Here is a 23,276-nt window from a genome sequence, read left to right on the forward strand (position 1 = left end):
TTGTATTTCCTGCTCTTTAATGGATTGGCTTTGTCAATCCATTTTCTTTTTATTTCGACTTTATATGTTCATTGGGTTTTAAGTTTTTGTTCGAAAAATTTAGAATGTCACTCAAATGCTCGCGCATCGATTCGCCCGCTTTATCAGGCTCTTGATTAACAATATGATCGAGAATAACATGATGATCTTCCAAAGCCGTCAGGGGTCTGTTTCCGCTACATACATCGTTCTCCTTGAAATAGGTAAGTATATCAGGAGTAACAATTAACATCAGCGATTTCAACACAGAGTTTTTGCTGGCCTCTGCAATTGTAAGGTGAAAAAGCAAGTCCTCTTCAACCGCAGCCTTACCGGTCGAAACAGCCTTCTCGTAAGAGGTTAAAGCATTTTTCAATGCGACAATATCATCAGTCGTTCTTCTAAGAGCAGCAAACCTGGCAGAGTTGATCTCAAGTACTACCCGAGTCTCAACAAGTGAATGAAAGTCTGTACCCTCTAACTTAAGTACATCGGTAATCAAACTTTCCAAAGCAGCAATACCAAAACCGGCAACCACCGTTCCGCTTTGCGGTAGCGTTTTTAGTATCCCGTAGAACTCCAACTTACGTATGGCATCTCTTACATAAGTTCTGCCTACAGCAAAACGCTCACTAAGTTGCCTTTCAGAAGGCAGCTTATCACCAGGCTTTAATTGTCCCGATGAAATCAACTCCTTAATCTGATGAATGATCTTATCAGAAGGCTTTTCAACAACTATTTCGCTAAAACTATTTAGTAATTCTTTCACAATTCAAGATTAGTTTACCAGTAACTGGTTGACCAATTTTGCAAAAAAAATTGTTCTTCCAAAACCTTTCGTAAAAAAATTGCAAACGATTGCCTAATGGATAAGCCACGCATTTCCACTGCAACAACATATTATCACCGAATATTACTACTGTCTATACATTTAAAACTCTAGACAACAGATGGCGTGAATCGTATCACAGGAGGGAGTTGCTCCCAAAACCCTCAAGAAAATCATTGACTCGGAGGCTAAACGAATGGTTTATGTTTCGTGTAATCCAGCCACCCAAGCCAGAGATATTGAGCAACTTTCTCTAGCAGGGTACGTCCTACAAAAATTCAATTTGGTAGATCAGTTTCTTCACACCAGCCATGTGGAAAGTGTGATGCTGCTGGAGAGCCAGCTACCTAAATAAGAGATTTATGAAATATGCCTCCCTTTACTCTATAACCACCATGGTTAATATTTAAACCTTCTTTAGATAACCTAAAGGATTGAAAGTGGCGTTAGGGCCAAAAAAATCATTGTATTTCTTATCGAAAACGAATGAAGGTTCTTTATCTAAAATATCCAAGGAAGCCTTAAGGGGGCCGCCATTGTACCAAGCCTTCTTTATATTAAGCTGATCTATAATCCCGTCTTCTATGATATAATAGGATCCAACTGAAACTAACTTATTAAACTTTTCAAAAGCCGCTAAGACCTCATCATAAACGTGAGAACCATCATCAATCACCATTATTCTCTTAAACCCCTGACAGTTTTCAAGAAGGTAATTTTGCCAACCGCCCTCAAAAAGAGTTATATTTTTTGCCTTTAATACTTTTTCATCGACAGCCTGCTCTATGTCAATCGTATGTACTTCCCCACAACCAATATTTCTCAGGAGGTCAGCAAAATAAAGAGCGGATCCTCCCTTCTTTGTTCCTATTTCTATAATGAGATCGGGACAAACTTCTGAAATTATCATTTGATACAATACCAAGTCAAAAGGACATTTGACCATAGTTACTCCTCGATAACTTGTTTGATGGTGAGCCTTTTCTATGAGTTTTAAATTAGTTTGAAAAACTATATCCGAATTAACATTAGCAGACCTAAACTGATTAAACACCTTCTTTAGTAAGCTCATCTATATCTATCTAAACAAATTTCTAATTTTCAACATCACCCTTTTAATGAGCGATTTATGTATAGGCTCATAACTTAAGATACTATTGCTCAGTACTGATGGCAATGAACTATCCGAGCAAAAACCAATCATATATTGCGAATTATTCTTTGGACAAACCTCAGCATAACCATCAAACCACCCAGAATATTCTTTTAATTCACCTATGGACTCTCCTGATGTTATTAAAGAGGCCGTGATTGTTTTTTGATATAAAAAATCACTATTGATAAAATTCTGATTAATTAAATGTTGGAATTCTTCTTGGTTTAATTCTTTTAAATGAAAAGGATTATGTGCTTTACTAACTAAGTGATGTTTACTGTCACGATCTGGAGTTGATATAATTAACAAGCCATTTGGGCTCAATACTCTTTTCAACTCCTCGATGGCTCTATTAGGACTATTCACATGCTCTATAGTCTCAAAGCAAACAATCAAATCAAATTCACCTTCAGGAAATGGCAAACTATATACATCTGCTCTTACGAAGTTAGTTTTATAATCACCATACTTTTCATTAGCGTGGTCTATTGCCTTATCACTGAGATCAATACCCGTTACACTGTCTGCGTTTTTTGCTAGTAAAGCACTACCGTACCCTTCGCCACATGCCGCATCAAGCACCTTTTTACCATTTGCAAATTGCATAGCAATATAGTAACGATGCAAATGCTCATAGGCAAAATGAGCATCAACATGAGTGACTAATCGTTCGCCAGTCCATTTCATTTACAATCCAAATTTGGCTTAACAATAATGCCTTGACAAGTTGGCAAACAAAGAACATGAGTGCCCTTACTCTTAGCAAAAGCGTTATGCACAGCTTGTTGGGCTTCATACCCGGGGTAGCCGTAGTCATCCAATACTATTATGCCACCCGGAACAATGTATTCCCACAAAAATTCTAATGCATGTTTTTCGGGCAAAGCACTATTTAAATCTAGAGAAATGAATGCAATCTTATCGAATTTAACCCCAAACAAAACTTCCGGTACAATGCCTTTTATTACCTCCACTTTGGGGGTGTGTTGATATTCTTTTTCCAACTGACTATATACGCTCTCCCAAACTTTTACTGAATCAGTATTATTTGATTCTCTCCTTAACTCATCTGAATTCAAGAGCTCAGGTATTACTCCTCTAAAGCTGTCTATAAGTAAAAAACGCTTGTCTAATTCTTCGAAATTAACAAACTCCATAATACTCTTAGAGAAGAAACCTGTCCTAACACCTAATTCTACAAAGTCTCCATTCAAGTTAGTGGCGTACTTTGCGCTCCAACAAAGAACATGAACTCTCCACTCTAGGTCTACCCCTTTCAAAAAACGATCCTTATCAGTCTGCTTACCAGCAAGGTAAGCTCTTCTAAACTGAGGGTCTTCAAGAAAAGAAGCCGAATTCTTAGTTAAAAGATTATCCTTAGCATAGGTAAAGTCTGTCATGATAGCTACATATAAATACTTCCCAAAAAGCTTGTTGAGCAACCTGGATAAAAGCTTAAAAAAGATGTTAGCATTTTTGTTAATAGAGGGCAGCATTTATAACCGATGACAAAAAATCATAAGTCAATTATAGTCTATTTAATGATTAAAGAAAATTAGAACCTAGTTTTACAATCGTTTACTCTAGTCAAAACTAATTTTCGCTTAGACTATATATCCAAAAAAACAAGCTACTCTGCTAAACACTATCTACTTCTTCTGGAAAATTGACATTAGGCCAAAACCGAATTCGGCATTTATCGCTTTTGCTTGGTAAGCTGAGGGAGCTTTCTCAAAACCTTGAAAATAACAGTATAAAATCTTGGTTTCAAACCAGCCTTTTTCCAAGCTATTCTATCTTCTCTATAGGACCTTATCCTTTGAGCAATTCCTTGATCGCTATTCCCGCCTGTCCTCATGTATACCAATATCTCGGGGATATACTCAACAGCAATTCGATGCTTAAGAAGAAACCTCAAGGTTAATTCATAATCACCAGAAACTTTAAAACTACTATCAAACTTTCCATAGAGATCATAAAGCTCTCTTTTAACAAAAAAAGTTGGATGCGGAATTGACCAGCCATATTTAAAACTATTAACATTAAGGCTTCTCGCCTTCCAATACCTGCTAATTTGGGTCACATCTTTTCGGTTTACATAGCATAAATCACCATAAACTGAAGCTGTATGACTGTTTTTAAAAACTTCCATCACCTTTGACAAAACTCCGTTATTTGAATAGAAGTCATCTGAATTTAGAATTCCAATAACATCCCCCGAAGCAAAGGAGATTGCTTGATTCATAGCGTCAAAAATACCGGAATCACTCCCCTCAATTAACCTCACTTTGTCCTTGTAGGACTTCAGTATATCAATAGTTCCATCGGTTGAGCCTCCGTCAAAAACTATGTGTTCATAGTCGCTATAACCTTGGTTAACCACACTATTTAGGGTATCAGCAATGGTAGCCTCGCTGTTTAAGCAAACTGTGATAATTGAAATTTTTTTCACCCTTGCCTTAGATATATGCTTCTCAAAAGAGTCTTTTTTAATCACTCTTTTCTATGTTATCTGGTAGCATTAATTGCGGCATTAATCCACTCATATGTTCTTTTAATGCCTTCTTCTAAAGAAACCTTTGGAGTCCAATTGAGCTTTTCTTCAATTAATCTGTTGTCCGAATTTCTTCCTCTAACTCCTTGTGGACCGTCAACATGTCTAATTGTTAGCTTCTTACCAGCAACACTCATACATATTTTAGCTAATTGATTAATACTCACCAATTCTTCTGATCCAATATTTACCGGGCCACTAAAATCAGATTGCATAAGTTGATATACTGCTTGAACACAATCATCAATAAATAAAAATGAACGAGTTTGTTCTCCATCTCCCCAAACTTCTATTTCACCACCATCAGCGGTCATTGCAACTTTTCTTGCCAGCGCTGCCGGCACTTTCTCTTTACCGCCATCATAAGTTCCCTGTGGTCCGAAAATATTATGAAACCGAGCTACCTTCACATCAATGGAATAATTCCGCATAAATGAAAAGTATAGTCTCTCACTAAAAAGCTTTTCCCAACCGTATTCACTATCCGGCTGTGCTGGATAAACCGACTCCTCTACGCAGTTAGGGTTATCAGAATCCATTTGATTGTATTCTGGATATACACAGGCTGAAGAAGAATAAAAAACTCGTTTAACTCCATGATTTACAGAAGACTTCAAAACATTCAAGTTTATTAGAGCAGAGTTATGCATTACATCAGCATCATTGTCTCCAGTAAACAAATACCCAGCTCCGCCCATATCTGCGGCCAACTGATAAACCTCATCAATACCACCTTCAAATAATGACTCTACTAAGGCTGGATCTCGCAAGTCCCCAACTACAAAGTCATCAGCACCGGACCTTGAAAATTCTGGAAGTTTCAAATCCACTCCCTTAACGTAATACCCTTGTTTTTTTAGAAAAACAACCAGATGGCCACCAATAAAGCCCCCTGCACCAGTTACAATAGCTCTTTTCATTCCCAAATTTTAAATTCATCCCTTAGAATAAATGCTCATGAAGTTTGTATGGCTATTGTTGATATAACACCCAACTACGGATAGAGAATCTACTGATTGAGTCGAATTTGATAGGCGCAAAGAAAATAAAGATTAAGACCTAGAAAAATATTAAACGACAAAAAAACGACTATTTAGAACATTATTTAATATGCACACACCCTACATCCAAAATTGATCACTCCTATTTATTAAATTGCGCCTACAAGTGAGTAACGGTAAGTGGCATATAATCTGCGAGAAAGACGTTGGTCTGTTTTCTCTGGTTCAACAAGTAATAAGCCATATACCACTTGCACTTGAGCAAGAGAGAAAACCAGTGGCATTATACAGAACCAAATGTTGTTACTGGACAGCCGAAGGCTATATGGATGCCACCAATGTTTGGGAATACTATTTTGAACCAATTATTGCCGATCAACCCTCTTCCAAGCTACCTGAATCAATAGTAGAACATATAAATTCTCATTTCCCACACTTTGAATATCCTGGCTACTATTTCAACGAGAATGTTTTTGTAACCAATAACTTTGGCAACCACAGAGCTTTTAAAGGTAAAACCCTAACAATACCACATAAGTGGAATGATCCAGATCAGGAATTAAGAGAAAAGGCAAGCAAAATCATCCAAAAGCATGTACGGCCGAGATTGTACATTAATGAAAGAGTAAATTCCTTTATAGACAGCCAAATGAAAGGGCATAAAGTGATTGGGGTTCACATGAGAGCTACAGATGTATCAGATGACAACGAACATAATATTCATCGCAGGGGCTCCTACAGTTTTCAATCTTATATTGAACATATTCAGAAACAATTGAGTAGATTTTCTGGTGCTAAAATTTTCGTGGCTACGGACTCAGAAAAGGCTCTAAACGGACTCATTCAACACTTTGGTGAAAAGGTAATATATACCAGTAGTATCTTTCATACATCGGAAAATTTGACCGGGACAGGGCCATCGGGCTGGGTAATTCCTGGGTACCTAGCAAATGACTCTCAAAAGGCTGCTAAAAATGGTGAAGAGGCTGTGATTGACTATTTGCTCTTGAGCGAATGCCATTATTTAATCCATAACGGTTCTGGGTTAGCAAGAACTGCTCTTTTGAAAAATCCACACCTGGCTCATACAAACATCCATTCCAAATCCACCTACATCAACACCCTTTTCAATCTACGGAACGGTGAACTTTTTAAGTTTCTTAAATTCTCTTACCAGCACGCCCTTCACAACCTTAAAAAGCCAATAAAGCGACTTGTAAAGTGGGATAAGCAATGAAAAGAGAAGAACTACTTTTTTGGAAAGGTAAGGCACGCAATGGCTTTCTTATTATTCAAAACCATGATCTCCACGCAGGTTATGGAGCACTTTTGCTTTATGCGTTGAATGGTATTCGGAAAGCTGAGTCTATTAATGCAATTCCCATTATAGATTTCAATGAGAAAAGCTGCCCATATTTTTATGACGCCAAATGGGGAACCAATATTTGGGAATATTTTTTTGAGAAAGTGAGCTCTCATACCCTTCAGGAAATAAATGACTGGATAAAGGAAGGTATACTTTCTGGTCAGGAAGTTCATTTCATTAGTTCGGCAGAGGCAGCTCAAACTCATCAGTATGACCCTGAGCGTCTAGCCACCTTTTGGGCATGGGAAACTCCAATAAACAAGGTGTCATGGATGAAAGAAAAGAGAGCGCTTGGAAGGAGATATGTTCAGGAATATATTCGACCCAAAGAGCACATCCTTAAAAAGGTTGAGAGCATTATTGCCACTCAATTCAAAGCCTCATTTATCATTGGATTGCATATTAGAGGGTCCGACTTTGCCTATGCAAAACCAACTCCCATTCAAGCATACTTTGAAGAGGTTGACAGACTCGTTGATGAGAGAAACGACAAAGACTATCAGATTTATGTAGCTACAGACCAAAGTCAGTATTTAGATGAATTCGAGAAGCGGTACTCAGGCAAAGTGATTTATCTAAACGCGGTTAGATCGGACAACCATATTGCTCCATTTCGCTTTGAAGAAATTAGTGGCTATCAGAAAGGAGAAGAAGTGCTATTGGATATACTGCTGCTTTCTAAATGTCAGCAAATTTTGAAAGGGGCTGCGGCAACAGGCGAACTGGCACTGTGGTTTTGTAATCATAATAACATCACAGATTTCGCTCTACAAAGTGAATTCAACAAAAAAAAGTATAGCGAACTGGAGAGCACTTATTCCCAATTGAATGTCGGAAACAAAAGTAAGACGAGCAGAAAAACTCAAATTCTGCGAGAAAGGATTATCAGAAGGTTTATCGAGTCAAAAATTGGTAAAGTAATTTACTACAGATCGACTTTAGCAAGAAAAATACTAAAACATTGAGCAAGGCAAAATCCGATTCTATTTGGCAAAAACTCTTAAGGCATCTGCTCAGATTTATATATCCACTCGAGTTGAGAGAAAAGCTATCATATAGACTGCAAGGTCTTTTTCCTGACCTAGGGGAGCATAATATTTCTTTTGAATTCAATAGATCCTTGCGATTCGACCTTTCAAAAAAAGACATTGGTCATATTCCAATTATATACAATGGCTTCTATGAGAAGGAGGTTACCAAGGTGGTTTTAAAACTTGCTAAGCAAGGGGGAGTTCTTATAGACGTAGGTGCCAACTATGGTTACTTCTCATGCATTTGGGCTGCCCAAAACAAAAAAAATCAGGTACATGCATTTGAGGCATCTTCACTAAACATAGCCCCTCTCAAAAATAACATTGACAAGAACAAACTGACTAATCAGGTCAATATAGTCCCATATGCACTGGGTAGAGAAAAAGGAATATTGAACTTTTGTCATGAAAGAGAGAAGCAACAAACTGGGTGGGGTGGTTTTACACTTAATAAAGATAGAGAATCTGAGATGGTAGAAGTTCAAACACTTGATACTTACGCTCAACTGAATAATATCTCGAATATTGATTTACTGAAGATAGATACAGAAGGAGCCGATACATGGGTACTTCAGGGAGCCATTCAGCTTATAAAAAAACAACGGATTAAGCATATTTTCTTTGAACATAATCTACCAAGAATGTCGCTTCTCAAAATTAACCCTAGTACCGCAAAAGACTTCCTGGAAGAAAATGGATATATAGTAGAAAATATCTCAGAAATGGAATATTACGCTTACCCAAAAGAGAGCCTAATAAAACTTGAAAAGCATTGATTGAAGAAATACTAAAATCATACAAAAAAATACACCCCATTCAAATCAATATGGAAGGAGCCGGGTTTGGGGCAATAATTCTAGTCACAATCAATCAATTGCGATACTGCGAACGTGAAAATCTTTATCCGATTGTTTGTTATACAACTGAATGCAAGAATGCTTTTCTAGACCCAACGATGTGTGGAGAGCTTTGGGAACAATATTTTGAACCAGTAATGCCCCTGTCTTATGGAAAGTTCAGAGAAATATCAAATCAGATTGATTTAACTAAACACCTAGTAAAACTAAGTTCAGCGGAGGCCATAAAGGTATCCGAAGAAGATCCTGATAGTGTCTATTCCTTCCCCTTCGGGAAATGGCGTTCCCAATATCTTGGAGATCTAGATCTTTGGTATGCTAAGGAAAGGAAAAAAGGGAGAGAAACAATTGGAAAATACATCAAACCTAAACCTCATATTCTTCAAAAAGTAGATTCATTTTATAAGCAGCATTTTTCAAACAGCTTTGTTTTAGGAGTGCATATCAGAGGTACCGATTTGCATTATGCCCCAGCGGTAAGTCCCGCAGAATACTTCCCTCATATCGATAAGCAGATAGAAAAAGAGCCCGGTCTTAAAATTTTCCTGGCCACTGATCAGGCACAGTATATTCCTGTCTTCGAAAAGCGATATGGAGATAAAGTGGTCTGTTCAGACTCCTTCAGATCTGATAATGAAGTTGCACCTTTTCAGCGGACGGAGCTGAGTCCTTACAAAAAAGGGGAAGATGTATTGCTAGACATCCTGTTATTGTCAAAAGCCGATTTCCTGATCAAAGGAAGTTCCAATGTGGGGGAAATGGCCATGTACTTCAACACTAATCTAGAATGTCTTGATCTGGGTTACAAAAAGCAAAAAGCCTTTGGACAGTCTTACGACAAAGATTGGGATAACCACACCAATCCGCCTGCCTGGCAGCTTATCAGTAAAAGGGGTCTTGATCGGATTGCCAAAGACACAGATTCGCAAAGCCTTCGGCAGCTTATTTGGTATAAGACCAGAGGAAAAGCCAAAAGCCTTCGAATGTATCTGGGAAAAATCAAGCAGCGAATTCTGAGTTCCTAACGCTCCGTCTTGAGGAGGTCTTTCAAATCCTGACTGAGCTTCTTTGTAAATATTTCAGCTCCTTTACTGCTCATGTGTACATGGTCAGCAAAGTTCTCTTTTGAGTAAGATAAAGAGTCATCAGCATAGTCTAAAAAAGGGATTTTGTTTTTCTGAGCGAGCCCTTTCAAGATGTCTAAAATCTGTGGATCATTGTGAAAGTACGGTTTTGCCTCATAATAGATTGGTGGATATGCCAACACTATTTCGATCCCATCATCCTTGCACGACTGAATGTAGTTGTCCATCAATTCAATCAATTTATCACTAATAGCAAGGCTTGTTCCATCAGGGAATTCTTTTTTGAATTTTTCAAAAATCACATTGTTCCAATCGAAATGAGTCTTTGGAAAACCTTTATAAGCTTCTTCGTTGGAGACACCACTCATTCCAAAAAAACTGGATATTCCCCCTTTAATTTCATTGGGAAACCCAGAATATTTGAAGTAAGGCAAATAGTAATCTATTTTATCAAAGCCCTTAATATCTCTGGTTGTCGCCCTTACTAGACTATCATTAAGATAGGGCGCAAACTTAATTCGTTCATACAAACCATCTTCCTCCTCGAACATCCCATTGCCAACAATATGTACAATGTATTTTGGCTTTTGGTTATGCTGTCTGTAGAGGTCATAAATCATCTTTTGAATTCTGAATCCCGTACCATTTTGGCCAAGGTTATATGAGTCAACTGACAGTACAGAATCCATGATCTCTGGGTCTATATGCCTTCTTGCTCTGGAGTTGCCAATGATGATCAAGTCGGCATTAATACTTCCGCTGAAAATTCCTGTCATACTCTGAAATAGCAGCGCATTACTCTTTCTTAGTCCGGCTGTAACGCAGAAATCGGCAAGAGTTAATACACCAGCAGTGAGCAATAATAAGATCAGAAAATGCTTTAAAAACCGTCTCATACTCTCTCAGAATTGGAAATACATGAATGCCTGACTTTCACCTCTAAAACTTACAATGATTAGAATAAGACCTAAATAGATCGCCCATCTCCAAAGCCTGGAATACCTAGATAAGACTTCTAAACCATGAAGCCTTTCACGACTTAACCACTCGACTAAAAACAAACCTCCTATTAATGGGATGAAGGCTTTGCTTTCATAAATCTGGATGCGCCTAAATATGGATTCGGAAAACATATTTTCGATATAAACCCATGCATCACCTAAATTCTCTGCCCTGAAAATGATCAGGAGGAAACTCAAAAGAGCGAAAGTGAAACCCATTTGAAGTAGCTCCTTAAGAGAAGGAAGGTATCTCCCCTGCGCAACTACATCGAGATTTCTGCGATGATTTCCGATAAGCATAATTACTATAAAGCAGCAGGCATGCAGGCCTCCCCATAACACATAGGTCCATTTTGCTCCATGCCACAACCCGCTCACAAGAAAGATCACCAATATGTTCCGCACATTTTGCCAGAGGCTTCCATGACTTCCTCCAAGTGGAATATAGACGTAATCTCTGAACCATGTGGATAGAGAAATGTGCCACCTGCGCCAAAATTCGGCTGTGTCACGAGAAAAATAAGGATAGAGAAAATTGGGCTTAAGATCGAATCCAAATAAGCGAGCTGTGCCAATGGCAATATCTGAATACCCGGAAAAGTCACCATAAACCTGAATGGCAAAAAAGATTGCCCCTAGGGCTAGGGTACTTCCATTCAAGTCAGATGCATGATTGAAAATAGGATCTACAATGCCTGCACAATTATCTGCAATAACAACTTTCTTGAATAGTCCCCAGAGAATTTGCCGCATTCCATCAACCGCCTTATCATACGAAAAGACTCTTCTTTTATAGAATTGAGGCAGCAGATTAGTTGCTCTTTCAATGGGACCAGCTACCAGTTGAGGAAAGAAACTCACATAAGCAAAAAAAGATATTAAGTCTTCGGAAGGCTCCAGTTTCCTTCGGTACACATCAATTGAATAGCTTAAGGTCTGAAAAGTATAAAAGCTGATGCCTACCGGAAGCACTATATTCAGAAGCAGGGGATCGAGGGGTTTTCCCAGCAAAGTGAAGGCCTCAGCAAAACTCTTCGAAAAAAAATCGAAGTATTTAAATACACCCAATAAGCCAATATTTATGGAAATACTAGCCCACAACAGTGTCTTTCTTTTCTTTAAATCGGCTGTTTCATACAGGCCTTTGGCCACCAAATAATCAACCCCAGAACTGAAAATTATAAGTGCCAAAAAACGCCAGTCCCACCATCCATAGAAGATATAACTGACTACAATCAAAAAGGCATTCTGAAGCTTCAGGCTCCTGCTTGATAATGACCAATAGACGGCAAAGACTACGGGTAGGAATACAGCAAATTCTAAAGAGTCGAATAACATTATTGCTAATTAAAATATTGAGTATACACTAATCTAATCACCATCAAAAAGCCTATTTCAACCATAATGACAAATCACGTTCGAGCAGTTCTCCTAACTCTTGAATGACTGGAGTAAAAATTGGCATTAGATACTCCTTAGCATCCTCCGGACATTTAACCGGAAACTTTTCAGATTGATGCACACCCAGCCTTCGGTTCCAGTACCAGGAGTAAAATGAAGCAGGTATTGTTTTCTTCAAACCACTCTTAATTGAGGGAGGAATCAAATTTCTGATTGAATCAGTCCTATAGTCAATTTTCTGAGCCTTCGCAGCATTATATTTTAAAGAAGTATCTATTCTCACCTGAGTAGAAACTCCCAAAAACTCAAATGCATCGTTTAAGAGCAGGTCCATATGATCAAGGTCCTCAAACAAAAAACACCTTATTTGATCCTTCGGAAAGACCTCTAAATACCGATTGATATGCTTGCTGTAAAACCTAGTACGTATGAGTTTAGGTAGCTTTTGCAAGTCACAGTCGTTTAGGTCTTCAGCACGCAAAAGCTCTAAAAAAGTAGTGCCCTCTTTAAATTCACCATCACGTTGATTCATCAAAAACTCCGAGTAAGCTGCATCAAAAGGGTTTCTCAGAATGATCATGATCTTAGCCAATGGAGTAAAGTCGAAAATAGCTTGAGGAGTATCCGGACCAATGAGATAGTCTGGAGAAGCCTCTCCTATAATTTTTTCCTCTCGAACACCATCGAACATCGCAATATATTCCTCGCGCGTTGGAAATACTCTGGGCGCATTCTTAATATTTTCTCTGAAAGAGTGACTCATCAGATCATCTGAAAACATCAAAGGAGGCACACCATACGGAAACAGAAAATGAGACGGCTCCTTTTCAGGACACATGAAGATATCTGGATGCTGCTTCAAATAATGATACAGAGAAGTAGTTCCTGCTTTACTCGCTCCCACCAAAAAGAAATTAGGATGCTTCATATTTATCTCTGTCATAATATTCAGAGCAGAAAATCCTTCACTTGTCCTTCTCCCATCATTCTTCCATTCTGGAAGTTTACTGCCCTATTACACAAATCTGTTAAAACGGATGTATCGTGACTTACTATCATAATAGTGGTTCCCTCACTAGCCATTTCTTTCATTCTGGCGATAGACTTTTCCTTGAAAGATTTATCGCCTACCGATAATACTTCATCTACCAAGAGGATATCCGTTCTCAGAAATGAGGCTACAGCGAATGCAAGTCTGACATACATTCCGCTTGAGTACTTTTTGATCGGTACATTCAGGTAATGCTCCACACCTGAAAAAGCTACTATTTCATCAAAGTGCTTATTGATTTCTGCCTTTTTCATTCCCAACAAAGTGCCGTTCAAGAATATGTTTTCCTTTCCTGTGAGTTCAAGGTGAAAGCCTACGCCCACTTCAAGCATACTGGAAATGGTGCCTCTGAGAACAAACCTACCTTCTGAAGGGTCGGTAACTTCACTAAGTAGTTTGAACAAGGTTGATTTGCCAGAACCATTATTCCCCATTATGGCTACCACATCTCCCTTTTCTATCCTTAAATCAATATTTCTAAGTGCCCAGGAGTCTTCCTTACCGTAGAAAGGAAAGGCTGATTTAATCCAACTATTGGATTTTTCTGCCGTTCCGTTCTTCACATCGGAACTGCTGATCCTATATTTTTTACCCAGCCCAAATGTTTCGATAATTGGCTTCTCCATCTTTCTCAAATTACATCAGCAAATTTGCGCTCACATTTCCCAAACAAATAGAGACCCGATAGCAACAAAGCCAATAAGGACGCTCCGCTAATCAGAAGGCATTGAAAATCTGGGAGAAATTCCTTTCCCAGAAAGCAGAATCTTGCACTCTCAATAAGGCCAACCAAGGGGTTTAAGCAATAGAGTTTTTGCAAATTGGGAGGTACACTTTGCAGTGTAAATGCTACCGGACTTATAAAGAGCCCAGCCCGCAAAATGAACGGGACCAAGGTCATTACATCGCGGTAAAAAACATTGACAGTACTTAACCATAAGTTGATACCGAAATTCAACAGGAAAGTGAAAATGTATACAACTGGGAGAAGTAACAAATTCAAGGTTATTGACACTTCATAATAAAGCATAAAACCGACTGTAACAGCCAGATTAATGATGAGGCCAAGCGTATTTCTTAAGGAGGCATTAAGAGGAAGAATAATTCTTGGGAAACTAATTCGGGTAATCAGACCTCTATCGTCAATCAAGCAAATACTACCCCGATTAATGGAATTAGAAAAGAACTCCCAAAAAGACAGAGCCGGCAAAGCAATGAGTATATAGGGCAACCCATAATCTGGAAAGCTCCCCAATCGACCAAACACAAACACAATGACCATTGCCATTGCCAAAGGTTTCAATACTGTCCAGAAAACGCCCAGAATAGTCTGCTTATAAGTAACGAGCATATCACGCCTGATCAAATGCAAGAGTATTCCTCTACTTTTCCAGAGAACGGGAGGTTTCATAAACCTGAACCCGGTATCAGTATGATTAATCCACTTTTCCATCCAGCATTTTACAGGTAGGGTTTCCCTCTCAGTTTCTTAGTCAGGTACCATACATGCTTAACCTGATAATAACTCCATCGACCAATAGTACCGGCTAATATTTTAGGTACGAGTCCAGCAATTCTAGCCTCATTTAATTGATCAAGCAGCTCAATTGGTTCTGCAGCAGAAGTACTTTTTAAGTCATGGGTGTTCAAGCCCCAATCTGGTCCATTTGGATTCAGTACAGGTTTGTCAAAAGATTTTGACCAATCTGGATTTAATTTTCTATGACTATGCCTAAATAAATTCCCATTTGGCATGTGTTCGAGATGATAAAAATGATACCCAAATTTCTCTCCAATATTGACAATATGGTACTTTCTCATTAATCGGGTAGCCAAATCCACATCCATAAACCAGTAGTATATCAGCCTTTCATCATACCCCCCAATATCATCCCACAAATCACGATGCATCATTAAGATTCCAACAGGGGACGCCCAATGGCAGAATTTTAATTCTTCACTCCCAATCCATCTCCCATATTTATGGATAACTCTCTGCAGCTGCCAAAGGCTAGGCTTCTTCTTTACGAAAGAGTAAGGAACCTGCTTACGTGCCGCAAACATATAAGATTGCTCAGGCTCAAAACCAAAGTCCTTTTTCGCTTCAACTGCATCGAAAAAATTCTCTAGAAATTCGATCGTCACTAAAGTATCTTGGTCTATCCTGCCAATGTAAAGGCCCTCACTTCTTCTGGCAGCAATATTTAAGGCGTATACTTCACCAAAAGGACTATCCTTTTGAAGTTCACTCGCTAGCGCTTGCGGTACTTGAATAAACCTTGTTATGGATGCTGCTCTTTCTGTGAGTTGGATAACATCTGAAATCGGGATCTCACTGCCCCAATCGCAGACTACCACCTCTACTTCCGCTTCTCTTTCAAGACTGAATATTTGTTCAGATACATAGTTGATACTTGTAGCCAATCGCCACATTGGATCGCCCATATAGTCGTCATTTCTGGAACAGATTATTAGCGAAAGAGTCTTGGAACTTGTACTACTCAATTGGATTTGTAAATATTAAAATTGATGCAAATTACCCGAAAAAATTAGGCTCAAGAAAAATTTAATAACGTAAAACAGGGCATCGATAACAAAAAAAATAAAAGTCACTTTACCTAACTGTTCATTTGCTAAAATTGTCAATCCAAAGAGACTACTAAGAATTAAACCCCAATAAATGAAGCCGTGTATTATTTACCTTGCTCAAAACACCAAAAAAGACCAACAATACGGGCGAGACTCCAGATCAATGCTTGTAAAAAGCCTGAACCTTCTTTATAAGAATTACAACAACCAATTTGGTCATGATATAATCATCTTTCATGAAGGCGACTTTGATCTGAAAAGCCAGGAAGAGGTTATAAGTGGTCGAAAAGAGATAACTTTCGAAACTATACAGTTCAGTCTTCCCGATTTTTTGAATCCCTCTGAAATCCCAGATAAATGGGATGGCCTCTTTGGTATGGGGTATCGTCATATGATGAGGTTTTATTCTCTTACAATATTTAATGTTCTAAAAAACAAGGGTTATGATTGGTTCATGCGAATGGATGATGATTCATTTATACACTCCAAGATTGAATATAACATCTTCGATTTTATGGCAAAAAATGAATATAAATATGGTTACAGAGCTCTTATCAAGGAGCCTGAAAAAACATCTCACGGCTTTTCCGAAATGGTATTGGCATATATTAAAGCCGAAGGAATTAAACCCTATACCTTTTTAGAAAACTTTGATTCATCTATCCAACTCAACAAAGATGCTTTCTCTTTCAAAGGAAAAATAAAAAGGAAGATACTCTCAGTTATTGATTCAATATCTACCAAACTTAACCATGACTTGAACAATTGGCCCGAGCCTAATGAGTGGAATCGTTGGACCTTTTACACAAACTTCTTAGTTACGCATGTTGACTTTTGGCTTAGGCCTGATGTTCAATCTTTTCTACATTATTTTGATAGAGTAGCTGGGGGCTACAAATACCGATGGGGAGATCATATACTTCAAACAGCTACAACACAAATTTTTCTGCCAGAAAACAAAGTTCACAAGTTCAACGATTGGACATACGAACACGCAACCATAAAAAATGGAAAACTGGACTGGGGAGGGATATATGCTGGGGTAGGTGATGAAGAAAACCCAGCTGTCCTTGAATTCAAAAAGAAATACGGTAAAGTCAAAATAAAGAATAGCTACTAGTGTGAAAAATCTTCTCGCGCATACTCCACCAATAAAAAGCCTAATAACAAGTTAACCTTAGAGGCTAAATCAGTAAATTCATTTTCGTTTGAACTGTATCTTTATCTGAATAGTTGACACAACAAAAACCCACGATAAATGAATTACTTGAAATTTAGAAACGGAGATAAACTTGCAGCTATTGGCCTTGGTACTTGGAAATCGGAACCAGGAGAGGTTTACAAAGCTGTGCGAGAAGCAATAAAAGCAGGGTACACCCACATTGACTGCGCATGGATTTATCAAAACGAGGACGAAATTGGTAAGGCATTTACCGATGCCTTTGCTGATGGCGACATAAAAAGAGAAGAGCTATTCGTAACCTCTAAACTATGGAATGCTTTTCACGCTCCAGAAGATGTTGAAAAGGCCGTAAAAGAAAGCCTCAAAGCTCTTCAGCTAGACTATTTGGATCTCTACCTTATTCACTGGCCTATTGCCCACAAACCGGGCGTAGTTCAACCAAAAACTGCTGAGGATTTTGCCACCTTGGAAGAATACCCAATTGCAGATACATGGAAAGCCATGGAAGCTTTGGTAGAAAAGGGACTAGTGAAACACATTGGTGTTTCCAATTTTAACGTGCCGAAGCTTAAAAAGCTAATGGAAACTGCCAACATCGTTCCTGAAATGAACCAAGTGGAATCGCACCCACTTTTGGCACAAAACGAGCTGGTTGAGTTCTGCACAGAAAACGGCATTTTATATACCGCATATTCTCCACTAGGCTCACGCGATCGCCAAGGCAGAGGTGATGACGAACCAGATATGTTCGAAAATGAAGTGATTAAAACAATTGCAGACAACCACGGTGTTCATCCAGCACAAATTCTCATAAAATGGGCTGAAGCAAGAGGTACTGCAGTAATTCCAAAGTCAGTAACCCCAGCCCGTATTAAACAAAATTTGGCTTCTGCCGAGATACCTTTGAGTGGTGAAGAGCTTGAAAAGCTAAATGGACTCGACAAAGGCTATAGATTCTTAGACGGAAAATTTTGGGAAAGAGAAGGAGGCTACTACACAGCCGAAAAACTCTGGAACGAATAATTCCACTCCATTAACATGGCATAGGGTTTGGCTTCTATACTGTAGAAACCAAACCCTTTTTTCGTCATGAAAACATTAAAATTAAAACTTGCAAGTACCCTTTTAGGGGTTCTAGTAGTATTTACGGCTTGTTCTGACGATGACGGCAGCCAAAACCCATCATCTCCGGAACTTCCGCCAGAGGCATCAATGTCTGCCAATTTGGGGAATTTCCCTTCAAATGGAGAATCGAGCGGAAACGGCAGTGCTGCTAATCTGGAGCAAAACGAACATTCCAACTTTGCCTTTGCCGCAACCAATGTGGTTTTCTGGCAAACCATTTTAAATGTACAATTAGCCATTCCGGTTGCAGCCTTCCACGAGGCTTTCAATCATTCATTTGAATACTTGCCTGAGCAGGCCAAGTGGAGATCGGAGTATACTGTTCAAGTAAACAATCAAAGCATTACGGCAACACTTTATGCCGAATACAACAATGCAGACCAAATAGAATGGGAGATGTACCTAACAGCCCCTGGTCAATTTGAAGATTACTTATGGTTTAGAGGCGAATCTCAAACCGATGGCAGCGGTGGTACTTGGTACCTTTCTAAAGGCCCGGCACAGTCGGGTGAAGTACTGAGCATTACCTGGGACAGACAAGGTGAAAATGTAGTAAATGCTATTTACACCTTGGTAGACGAGCAGTCTGAAAGAAATGGCAGCTATATTGAATATGGTGTAACCACCGAGTCGGGCTATACACACTTTTACGATATCTCTATTGTAAGCGAAACCGAGGCCGACTACGATGTACTCATATATTATAATGAAGACACACAGGAAGGTACCGTTCGTTCCGAGGCGCATTTCGAAACAAGCACCTTTATATGCTGGGACTCAGATTTTCAGAATACCGCTTGCGAACAGTAATTAAAAACGAATAACTCTGCCTGATAGATAATTTTGACAGAACCGATATAAAAGAAAAAACCCTGATCGATGATCAGGGTTTTTTTAATCAAAAATCTATAATTCGTTATTATATTTTTCTGACATCCGTTGCATTAGGGCCTTTTTTGCCCTCAGTGATCACATAAGAAACTGAATCTCCTTTAGTGATTTCGTCTACTGTACCGGAAATGTGTACGAATACTTCACTTCCATTTTCATCGTCAACGATGAATCCGAAACCTTTCTCATCATTGAAGAATTTTACGGTACCTGTTTTCATTGTAATTTGTATTAAATATTAAGTATTAAATGTAATGCATCAAAGGTATCGATTAGTTTGAGACTTCCAATCAAGATAACATGAAAAGACTATTAATTATTCGTCATGCCAAGTCCAGCTGGGACCAGCCGCATCTCTCTGATTTTGAGAGACCTTTGAATAATCGCGGCAAAAGAGACCTACCCGACATGGCAACAAGACTGGCCGACTTAGATCTTAAAGTTGATGCCTTTATTTCCTCACCAGCCAACCGAGCACTAACCACCGCCATTGGGCACGCAAAAGCTTTGGGGTATAAAGAAGAGCAAGTCATTCAAAAGCAAGAACTCTACCACGCTTCAGCCAGCACTATTCGCAAAATAGTTGCCGATGTAGAGGATAGGCACGACACTGTAGCCATCTTTGGCCATAACCCCGGCCTAACCGATGCCATAAACGACCTTTCTAACTTCTACCTAGATAACTTGCCTACTTGTGCCATATGCGGCATTGAATTCGAAATTGACCAGTGGAACGAAGTACTTCACCGCACTGGGAGAAAATTTCTCTACGATTTCCCAAAGTCTAGGAAGTTCTGAAGGCTTCTGGATTAAATTCCACTTGGTGACAACACCAACTGAGGGAAATTCCAAAGGTTAGAACCTACAAAAAAGAAGGGCTTTTTAGGCGAAATGGGCTTTCAATAAAAATGACTAAATTAAGTCAATGAATAAGTACAAACACCAACTATTATATTCAGCAGTTTTTCCTTTGGCAATGTGCGTTTACGTATCCTCAAAGCTATTGAACGAGTTTAAAACTTTGGGAACTTGGAAAATTGCGGCACTTGTTGCAGGTGGCACCATATTTCTTCTAATGGCCATTGCACCAATTGTTACTCATTTTTATATCAACAAAAGGAACACTCAGAAATAGTCCGAATGGGACAGTATCTTCACTACATAGGTTATGTTGCAGTTTTTATAGCCGGCCTTGCTATTTCATGGTTCATTGTTGGAAAATGGATTGATAAAAAGGGCAAAGTTCGGCTTATTTGGGCGCTTGCAATAACTCCAATACTATCTCTCTGCTTATACCTAATTATGGGGATAATTATAATTTTCGCAGTTTCATACTACCCCAAGAAAAAATTCAATCAAACCGGCTGGAAAGAAAATATAGAGGAGCGATACATTTACGCCTCTGACATTGTGAATAGTAAACTTCTATTAGGTAAAACTAAAGAGGAAGTTATTACAATTTTGGGTAATGAATACTCGACTTGGAACAAGAACTATGCTTCTTATGAAATCGGACATATCCCAGGCATGTTTAATATTGATCCGTCATTCTTGCACATTGAATTAAATGCAGGAATCGTGACAAATGTATCTGTTCATTAAAAGCTTCCCCCATCGGTAACAACACCAACTGGGGAGGCTTCAAACTCAATAACTTTAAACCTTGATCAACGCACTACAGAATAAACTCGCTTAGGTCGCGGTTCTGCACTAGGCTGCCCAGGCGGTCTTGCACCATTTCTCTGGTCACTACCACTTTGGCATTTGGCGGTATTTGCTCAGGAATATCGAATAGGATATCGTTCAAAAGCCTACTCATTACCGTATGCAATCTTCGGGCACCAATATTTTCTACCTCAGCATTAATATGGAAAGCTATCTCGGCAATTTCCTTCAGTGCATCATCGGTATATTCCAAAGACACATCTTCTGAACCAATAAGTGCCTCATACTGCTTTGTAAGTGCATTTTTAGGCTCCTTCAATATCTGATAGAAATCGTTCACATTTAGGCTGTTCAGCTCCACACGAATAGGAAAACGCCCCTGAAGCTCAGGAATTAGATCAGAAGGTTTGGATACATGGAAAGCACCAGCCGCCACAAACAACACGTGGTTGGTATTGATTACGCCATATTTGGTATTTACCGCGCTACCTTCAACAATTGGCAATAAATCACGCTGCACGCCTTCTCTGCTTACATCTGGGCCACTGCCTCCACCTTTTTTAGAGCTACCGGCAATCTTGTCAATCTCATCTATAAATATGATTCCGGTGTTTTCTGCCTTTCGAATGGCTTCTTCCTTCACCTCATCCATGTCTATCAGCTTGGCCGACTCCTCTTCCAACAATAGCTTTTTCGCCTCGGCAATGGTAACCTTTCGCTTCTTGGTCTTCTTCGGCATCATATTGCTCAGCATATCCTGAATGTTGATCATGGAAGCTTCATCCATTCCGCCACCTATCATACCCATACCTCCTGCCGGAGATGCCTGAACAGAAATCTCGATCTTACGGTCGTCAATCTCGCCAGAACGGATTTTTTCGCGAAAACGCTCTCTAGTCTTTTCATTCAGTTCGCTGTCCGACATTTCGGTGGCTGGCTTGTTGTTCTCGTCTTGCTGTTGAAAACCCGTGGTTGTACGCTGCGTATTGCGCACAGGCGGAATCAATGCATCGAGAATAATATCTTCTACATTTTGCTGTGCACGCTCTTTTACCTGCTCTTTCTGGCCTTGCTTAACCAAGTTTACCGACTGCTCTACCAAGTCGCGCACCATGCTTTCTACATCGCGACCTACGTAACCAACCTCAGTAAATTTAGAAGCTTCCACTTTAGTAAAAGGTGCATCGGCAATTTTTGCAAGCCTACGCGCTATTTCCGTTTTACCTACGCCAGTAGCACCAATCATCAGAATGTTGTTCGGCACAATTTCCTTCTGCATTTCTTCCTTTACATGCATGCGTCTCCAGCGGTTACGCAAAGCAATGGCTACATTTTTCTTGGCATCGGCCTGGCCAATAATGTATTTATCTAATTCGGCCACAATTTGGCGTGGCGTTAAAAACGTATTGTCAATCATTACTTTTTCTTTTTATCAGCCCCTCAGTACTAATATTTAACTGAAGCGTGTTACTGCCACCAGCCGTGTGATAAAGCGCTCGGCTGTAGGCAAATTCAAATCTTTTTACTTTCAGCATAAAGCCAAAAGAGAAGCCTGCCGCTCCTCCAGCATTTTGTTCTCTCAGCTCTTGGTGCCTTAAGTGATTGTATGCCAGTCGCACCTGAAAATTTGGCGAGAACATTAATTCGGTACCAATCACTATTCTTCTAAACAACTCATCACCAAAGCCTGGTTCGCTTTCTTCGCCAATAATATTATTGGAGGAAGGGTCGTAATAAGTGGCGTTAGTTCGGTTTAAGTTTCTGGCGGTAACGGAAAAGCGCAACGGCATAAATTCCGGTTTATAACTAAAGCCCAGCTGCACATCGAGTGGTAGTTGGCTGTTATTGTCTTCGGTGTAATCGGCCAGTAGTACACCCATGTTTTTAATGGCCATACCTACGGTTAGGTCTTTTTCAGGGTGCTTAAAAGTTCCGCCCAAATCGAGCATTAATGCCGTGGCACTAAAGGATGCCAAATCGGAAACACCAAGTTTTAGATTGGCTCCGGCCGAAAAAGCACCAAACTGACGGCTATGCCCAAGGGTAAAAGCATACTCCTTTACACTGAACTCGCCATTTAAAAATCCATTCTCATCATAAGACTCAATATCGCCATAGTTGAAGTAAGAAAGGTTGAACGCCCATGTGCCATAATCACCAATTTCGGTGGCGTAGGTAACGGCCGTATTGCTGATATCGGCAAAGTAGCCAAGGCGCGAAATGACCACCTGCTTGTTCCAGTTGGTATTAATAAGCGCTGGGTTAGCAGTAAACTGGGTCGGGTCGTTCCAGCCCGATGTGATGTTTACCCCACCCAAGCCAGCCAAACGGGCGTTGTTAGGAATGTTTAGAAATTCGAAAGCCCTTTCTCCTCCTAGCTGAGCAAATGCTTTGGTAAACAAACCAAAACCCAAAAAACAGAGAAAAAAGGCTTTTCGCATCATGTGTAAATTAACGAAGCTCTACCCAAAAA

26 protein-coding genes are annotated in these 23,276 nt (G+C 39.4%); 11 read left to right on the forward strand and 15 right to left on the reverse strand.

All coding sequences use genetic code 11. From position 1 onward, the window contains the following. Window positions 1–49: 49 nt before the first annotated feature. A complete protein-coding gene (locus tag BMW98_RS01045; RefSeq protein ID WP_245733454.1) occupies window positions 50–787 on the reverse strand; it encodes a FadR/GntR family transcriptional regulator in 738 nt (245 codons plus the stop codon). Window positions 788–977: 190 nt separating this feature from the next. Between BMW98_RS01045 and BMW98_RS01050 the strand changes: the two genes are divergently transcribed. Continuing rightward, window positions 978–1,202 carry a hypothetical protein gene (locus BMW98_RS01050; protein WP_090256538.1) on the forward strand — a complete coding sequence of 75 codons (225 nt, stop codon included), beginning with the start codon at window positions 978–980 and terminating at the stop codon, window positions 1,200–1,202. Window positions 1,203–1,253: 51 nt separating this feature from the next. Here BMW98_RS01050 and BMW98_RS01055 read toward each other — a convergent pair whose 3' ends face one another. The 5 genes from BMW98_RS01055 to BMW98_RS01075 all read right to left on the reverse strand — a co-directional run bounded on the left by BMW98_RS01055 (window position 1,254) and on the right by BMW98_RS01075 (window position 5,477). Continuing rightward, window positions 1,254–1,919: a CmcI family methyltransferase gene (locus tag BMW98_RS01055; protein WP_090256539.1), complete on the reverse strand. Its 666-nt coding sequence runs from the start codon at window positions 1,917–1,919 to the stop codon at window positions 1,254–1,256. Between the two features lie 6 nt (window positions 1,920–1,925). Next, the gene (locus BMW98_RS01060; RefSeq protein ID WP_090256540.1) at window positions 1,926–2,690 is read right to left on the reverse strand and encodes a class I SAM-dependent methyltransferase; all 765 of its coding nucleotides are present in this window, start codon (window positions 2,688–2,690) and stop codon (window positions 1,926–1,928) included. Continuing rightward, window positions 2,687–3,445 carry a TylF/MycF/NovP-related O-methyltransferase gene (locus BMW98_RS01065; protein WP_162844632.1) on the reverse strand — a complete coding sequence of 253 codons (759 nt, stop codon included), beginning with the start codon at window positions 3,443–3,445 and terminating at the stop codon, window positions 2,687–2,689. Before BMW98_RS01065 ends, BMW98_RS01060 begins: the two co-directional genes overlap by 4 nt. A gap of 254 nt (window positions 3,446–3,699) precedes the next feature. Continuing rightward, window positions 3,700–4,500, reverse strand: a complete 801-nt coding sequence (locus BMW98_RS01070; protein WP_245733456.1) for a glycosyltransferase family 2 protein — start codon at window positions 4,498–4,500, stop codon at window positions 3,700–3,702. Window positions 4,501–4,511: 11 nt separating this feature from the next. Further along, entirely contained in the window at window positions 4,512–5,477 is a 966-nt protein-coding gene (locus tag BMW98_RS01075; RefSeq protein ID WP_090256543.1) for an NAD-dependent epimerase/dehydratase family protein, read from the reverse strand. A 247-nt stretch (window positions 5,478–5,724) separates the two neighbouring features. Between BMW98_RS01075 and BMW98_RS01080 the strand changes: the two genes are divergently transcribed. The 4 genes from BMW98_RS01080 to BMW98_RS01095 are packed head-to-tail and all read left to right on the forward strand — an operon-like array spanning window position 5,725 to window position 9,837. Beyond that, complete coding sequence (locus tag BMW98_RS01080; RefSeq protein ID WP_139177330.1) at window positions 5,725–6,795, forward strand: O-fucosyltransferase family protein; 1,071 nt, start codon at window positions 5,725–5,727, stop codon at window positions 6,793–6,795. After that, window positions 6,792–7,889, forward strand: coding sequence for an O-fucosyltransferase family protein (locus BMW98_RS01085; protein WP_090256545.1), 1,098 nt, complete (start codon window positions 6,792–6,794; stop codon window positions 7,887–7,889). Before BMW98_RS01080 ends, BMW98_RS01085 begins: the two co-directional genes overlap by 4 nt. Beyond that, a complete protein-coding gene (locus tag BMW98_RS01090) occupies window positions 7,886–8,731 on the forward strand; it encodes an FkbM family methyltransferase (RefSeq protein ID WP_162844633.1) in 846 nt (281 codons plus the stop codon). The genes BMW98_RS01085 and BMW98_RS01090 overlap by 4 nt, the downstream gene beginning before the upstream one ends. Continuing rightward, window positions 8,728–9,837, forward strand: a complete 1,110-nt coding sequence (locus BMW98_RS01095) for an O-fucosyltransferase family protein (RefSeq protein ID WP_090256547.1) — start codon at window positions 8,728–8,730, stop codon at window positions 9,835–9,837. The genes BMW98_RS01090 and BMW98_RS01095 overlap by 4 nt, the downstream gene beginning before the upstream one ends. Here the strand turns inward: BMW98_RS01095 and BMW98_RS01100 are convergent. Genes BMW98_RS01100 through BMW98_RS01125 form a run of 6 tightly spaced genes read right to left on the reverse strand, consistent with a single transcriptional unit; the run spans window position 9,834 to window position 15,795 of the window. Next, window positions 9,834–10,793 carry a hypothetical protein gene (locus BMW98_RS01100; RefSeq protein WP_139177332.1) on the reverse strand — a complete coding sequence of 320 codons (960 nt, stop codon included), beginning with the start codon at window positions 10,791–10,793 and terminating at the stop codon, window positions 9,834–9,836. The two genes, BMW98_RS01095 and BMW98_RS01100, sit on opposite strands and share 4 nt — an antisense overlap. Window positions 10,794–10,799: 6 nt before the next feature. Beyond that, the gene (locus BMW98_RS01105; RefSeq protein WP_090256549.1) at window positions 10,800–12,236 is read right to left on the reverse strand and encodes an MBOAT family O-acyltransferase; all 1,437 of its coding nucleotides are present in this window, start codon (window positions 12,234–12,236) and stop codon (window positions 10,800–10,802) included. Between the two features lie 52 nt (window positions 12,237–12,288). After that, entirely contained in the window at window positions 12,289–13,227 is a 939-nt protein-coding gene (locus BMW98_RS01110; RefSeq protein ID WP_170836496.1) for a sulfotransferase domain-containing protein, read from the reverse strand. Window positions 13,228–13,247: 20 nt separating this feature from the next. Then, entirely contained in the window at window positions 13,248–13,976 is a 729-nt protein-coding gene (locus BMW98_RS01115; RefSeq protein WP_090256551.1) for an ABC transporter ATP-binding protein, read from the reverse strand. A gap of 5 nt (window positions 13,977–13,981) precedes the next feature. Further along, a complete protein-coding gene (locus BMW98_RS01120) occupies window positions 13,982–14,803 on the reverse strand; it encodes an ABC transporter permease (RefSeq protein WP_090256552.1) in 822 nt (273 codons plus the stop codon). An 8-nt stretch (window positions 14,804–14,811) separates the two neighbouring features. After that, window positions 14,812–15,795 carry a glycosyltransferase family 2 protein gene (locus tag BMW98_RS01125; protein WP_090256553.1) on the reverse strand — a complete coding sequence of 328 codons (984 nt, stop codon included), beginning with the start codon at window positions 15,793–15,795 and terminating at the stop codon, window positions 14,812–14,814. 235 nt (window positions 15,796–16,030) lie between these two features. Here BMW98_RS01125 and BMW98_RS01130 point away from each other — a divergent pair, with 235 nt between their 5' ends. The 3 genes from BMW98_RS01130 to BMW98_RS01140 all read left to right on the forward strand — a co-directional run bounded on the left by BMW98_RS01130 (window position 16,031) and on the right by BMW98_RS01140 (window position 19,057). After that, window positions 16,031–17,059 carry a glycosyltransferase family 15 protein gene (locus tag BMW98_RS01130; protein ID WP_090256554.1) on the forward strand — a complete coding sequence of 343 codons (1,029 nt, stop codon included), beginning with the start codon at window positions 16,031–16,033 and terminating at the stop codon, window positions 17,057–17,059. Between the two features lie 138 nt (window positions 17,060–17,197). Beyond that, entirely contained in the window at window positions 17,198–18,145 is a 948-nt protein-coding gene (locus BMW98_RS01135; protein ID WP_090256555.1) for an aldo/keto reductase, read from the forward strand. A 66-nt stretch (window positions 18,146–18,211) separates the two neighbouring features. Further along, window positions 18,212–19,057 (forward strand): hypothetical protein, encoded by an 846-nt coding sequence (locus BMW98_RS01140; RefSeq protein ID WP_090256556.1) that lies wholly within the window; start codon window positions 18,212–18,214, stop codon window positions 19,055–19,057. Between the two features lie 109 nt (window positions 19,058–19,166). Here the strand turns inward: BMW98_RS01140 and BMW98_RS01145 are convergent, their stop codons facing one another. Beyond that, entirely contained in the window at window positions 19,167–19,358 is a 192-nt protein-coding gene (locus tag BMW98_RS01145) for a cold-shock protein (RefSeq protein WP_090256557.1), read from the reverse strand. Window positions 19,359–19,438: 80 nt separating this feature from the next. On the opposite strand from BMW98_RS01145, the gene BMW98_RS01150 reads away from it, so the two are divergent. From BMW98_RS01150 to BMW98_RS01160, 3 genes are all read left to right on the forward strand, one after another. After that, the gene (locus BMW98_RS01150; RefSeq protein WP_090256558.1) at window positions 19,439–19,936 is read left to right on the forward strand and encodes a SixA phosphatase family protein; all 498 of its coding nucleotides are present in this window, start codon (window positions 19,439–19,441) and stop codon (window positions 19,934–19,936) included. Window positions 19,937–20,063: 127 nt separating this feature from the next. After that, complete coding sequence (locus BMW98_RS01155; RefSeq protein WP_090256559.1) at window positions 20,064–20,273, forward strand: hypothetical protein; 210 nt, start codon at window positions 20,064–20,066, stop codon at window positions 20,271–20,273. A 5-nt stretch (window positions 20,274–20,278) separates the two neighbouring features. Further along, a complete protein-coding gene (locus BMW98_RS01160; protein ID WP_090256560.1) occupies window positions 20,279–20,740 on the forward strand; it encodes a hypothetical protein in 462 nt (153 codons plus the stop codon). 73 nt (window positions 20,741–20,813) lie between these two features. Here BMW98_RS01160 and hslU read toward each other — a convergent pair whose 3' ends face one another. Continuing rightward, window positions 20,814–22,220, reverse strand: a complete 1,407-nt coding sequence (hslU, locus tag BMW98_RS01165) for an ATP-dependent protease ATPase subunit HslU (protein WP_090256561.1) — start codon at window positions 22,218–22,220, stop codon at window positions 20,814–20,816. Beyond that, window positions 22,213–23,244, reverse strand: coding sequence for a type IX secretion system protein PorQ (gene porQ / locus BMW98_RS01170; RefSeq protein WP_162844634.1), 1,032 nt, complete (start codon window positions 23,242–23,244; stop codon window positions 22,213–22,215). Before porQ ends, hslU begins: the two co-directional genes overlap by 8 nt. Window positions 23,245–23,276: the final 32 nt, after the last annotated feature.

This window comes from Roseivirga pacifica (assembly GCF_900111145.1).
In the GTDB taxonomy this organism is placed as follows: domain Bacteria; phylum Bacteroidota; class Bacteroidia; order Cytophagales; family Cyclobacteriaceae; genus Roseivirga; species Roseivirga pacifica.

Coding starts and splice junctions, on each gene's coding strand:
- BMW98_RS01130 (WP_090256554.1), top strand. CDS start 16,031: ATGAAGCCGTGTATTATTTACCTTGCTCAAAACACCAAAAAAGACCAA.
- hslU (WP_090256561.1), bottom strand. CDS start 22,220: ATGATTGACAATACGTTTTTAACGCCACGCCAAATTGTGGCCGAATTA.
- porQ (WP_162844634.1), bottom strand. CDS start 23,244: ATGCGAAAAGCCTTTTTTCTCTGTTTTTTGGGTTTTGGTTTGTTTACC.
- BMW98_RS01085 (WP_090256545.1), top strand. CDS start 6,792: ATGAAAAGAGAAGAACTACTTTTTTGGAAAGGTAAGGCACGCAATGGC.
- BMW98_RS01100 (WP_139177332.1), bottom strand. CDS start 10,793: ATGAGACGGTTTTTAAAGCATTTTCTGATCTTATTATTGCTCACTGCT.
- BMW98_RS01150 (WP_090256558.1), top strand. CDS start 19,439: ATGAAAAGACTATTAATTATTCGTCATGCCAAGTCCAGCTGGGACCAG.
- BMW98_RS01155 (WP_090256559.1), top strand. CDS start 20,064: ATGAATAAGTACAAACACCAACTATTATATTCAGCAGTTTTTCCTTTG.
- BMW98_RS01060 (WP_090256540.1), bottom strand. CDS start 2,690: ATGAAATGGACTGGCGAACGATTAGTCACTCATGTTGATGCTCATTTT.
- BMW98_RS01075 (WP_090256543.1), bottom strand. CDS start 5,477: ATGAAAAGAGCTATTGTAACTGGTGCAGGGGGCTTTATTGGTGGCCAT.
- BMW98_RS01135 (WP_090256555.1), top strand. CDS start 17,198: ATGAATTACTTGAAATTTAGAAACGGAGATAAACTTGCAGCTATTGGC.
- BMW98_RS01055 (WP_090256539.1), bottom strand. CDS start 1,919: ATGAGCTTACTAAAGAAGGTGTTTAATCAGTTTAGGTCTGCTAATGTT.
- BMW98_RS01120 (WP_090256552.1), bottom strand. CDS start 14,803: ATGGAAAAGTGGATTAATCATACTGATACCGGGTTCAGGTTTATGAAA.
- BMW98_RS01105 (WP_090256549.1), bottom strand. CDS start 12,236: ATGTTATTCGACTCTTTAGAATTTGCTGTATTCCTACCCGTAGTCTTT.
- BMW98_RS01160 (WP_090256560.1), top strand. CDS start 20,279: ATGGGACAGTATCTTCACTACATAGGTTATGTTGCAGTTTTTATAGCC.
- BMW98_RS01140 (WP_090256556.1), top strand. CDS start 18,212: ATGAAAACATTAAAATTAAAACTTGCAAGTACCCTTTTAGGGGTTCTA.
- BMW98_RS01115 (WP_090256551.1), bottom strand. CDS start 13,976: ATGGAGAAGCCAATTATCGAAACATTTGGGCTGGGTAAAAAATATAGG.
- BMW98_RS01125 (WP_090256553.1), bottom strand. CDS start 15,795: ATGGGCGATCCAATGTGGCGATTGGCTACAAGTATCAACTATGTATCT.
- BMW98_RS01110 (WP_170836496.1), bottom strand. CDS start 13,227: ATGAAGCATCCTAATTTCTTTTTGGTGGGAGCGAGTAAAGCAGGAACT.
- BMW98_RS01145 (WP_090256557.1), bottom strand. CDS start 19,358: ATGAAAACAGGTACCGTAAAATTCTTCAATGATGAGAAAGGTTTCGGA.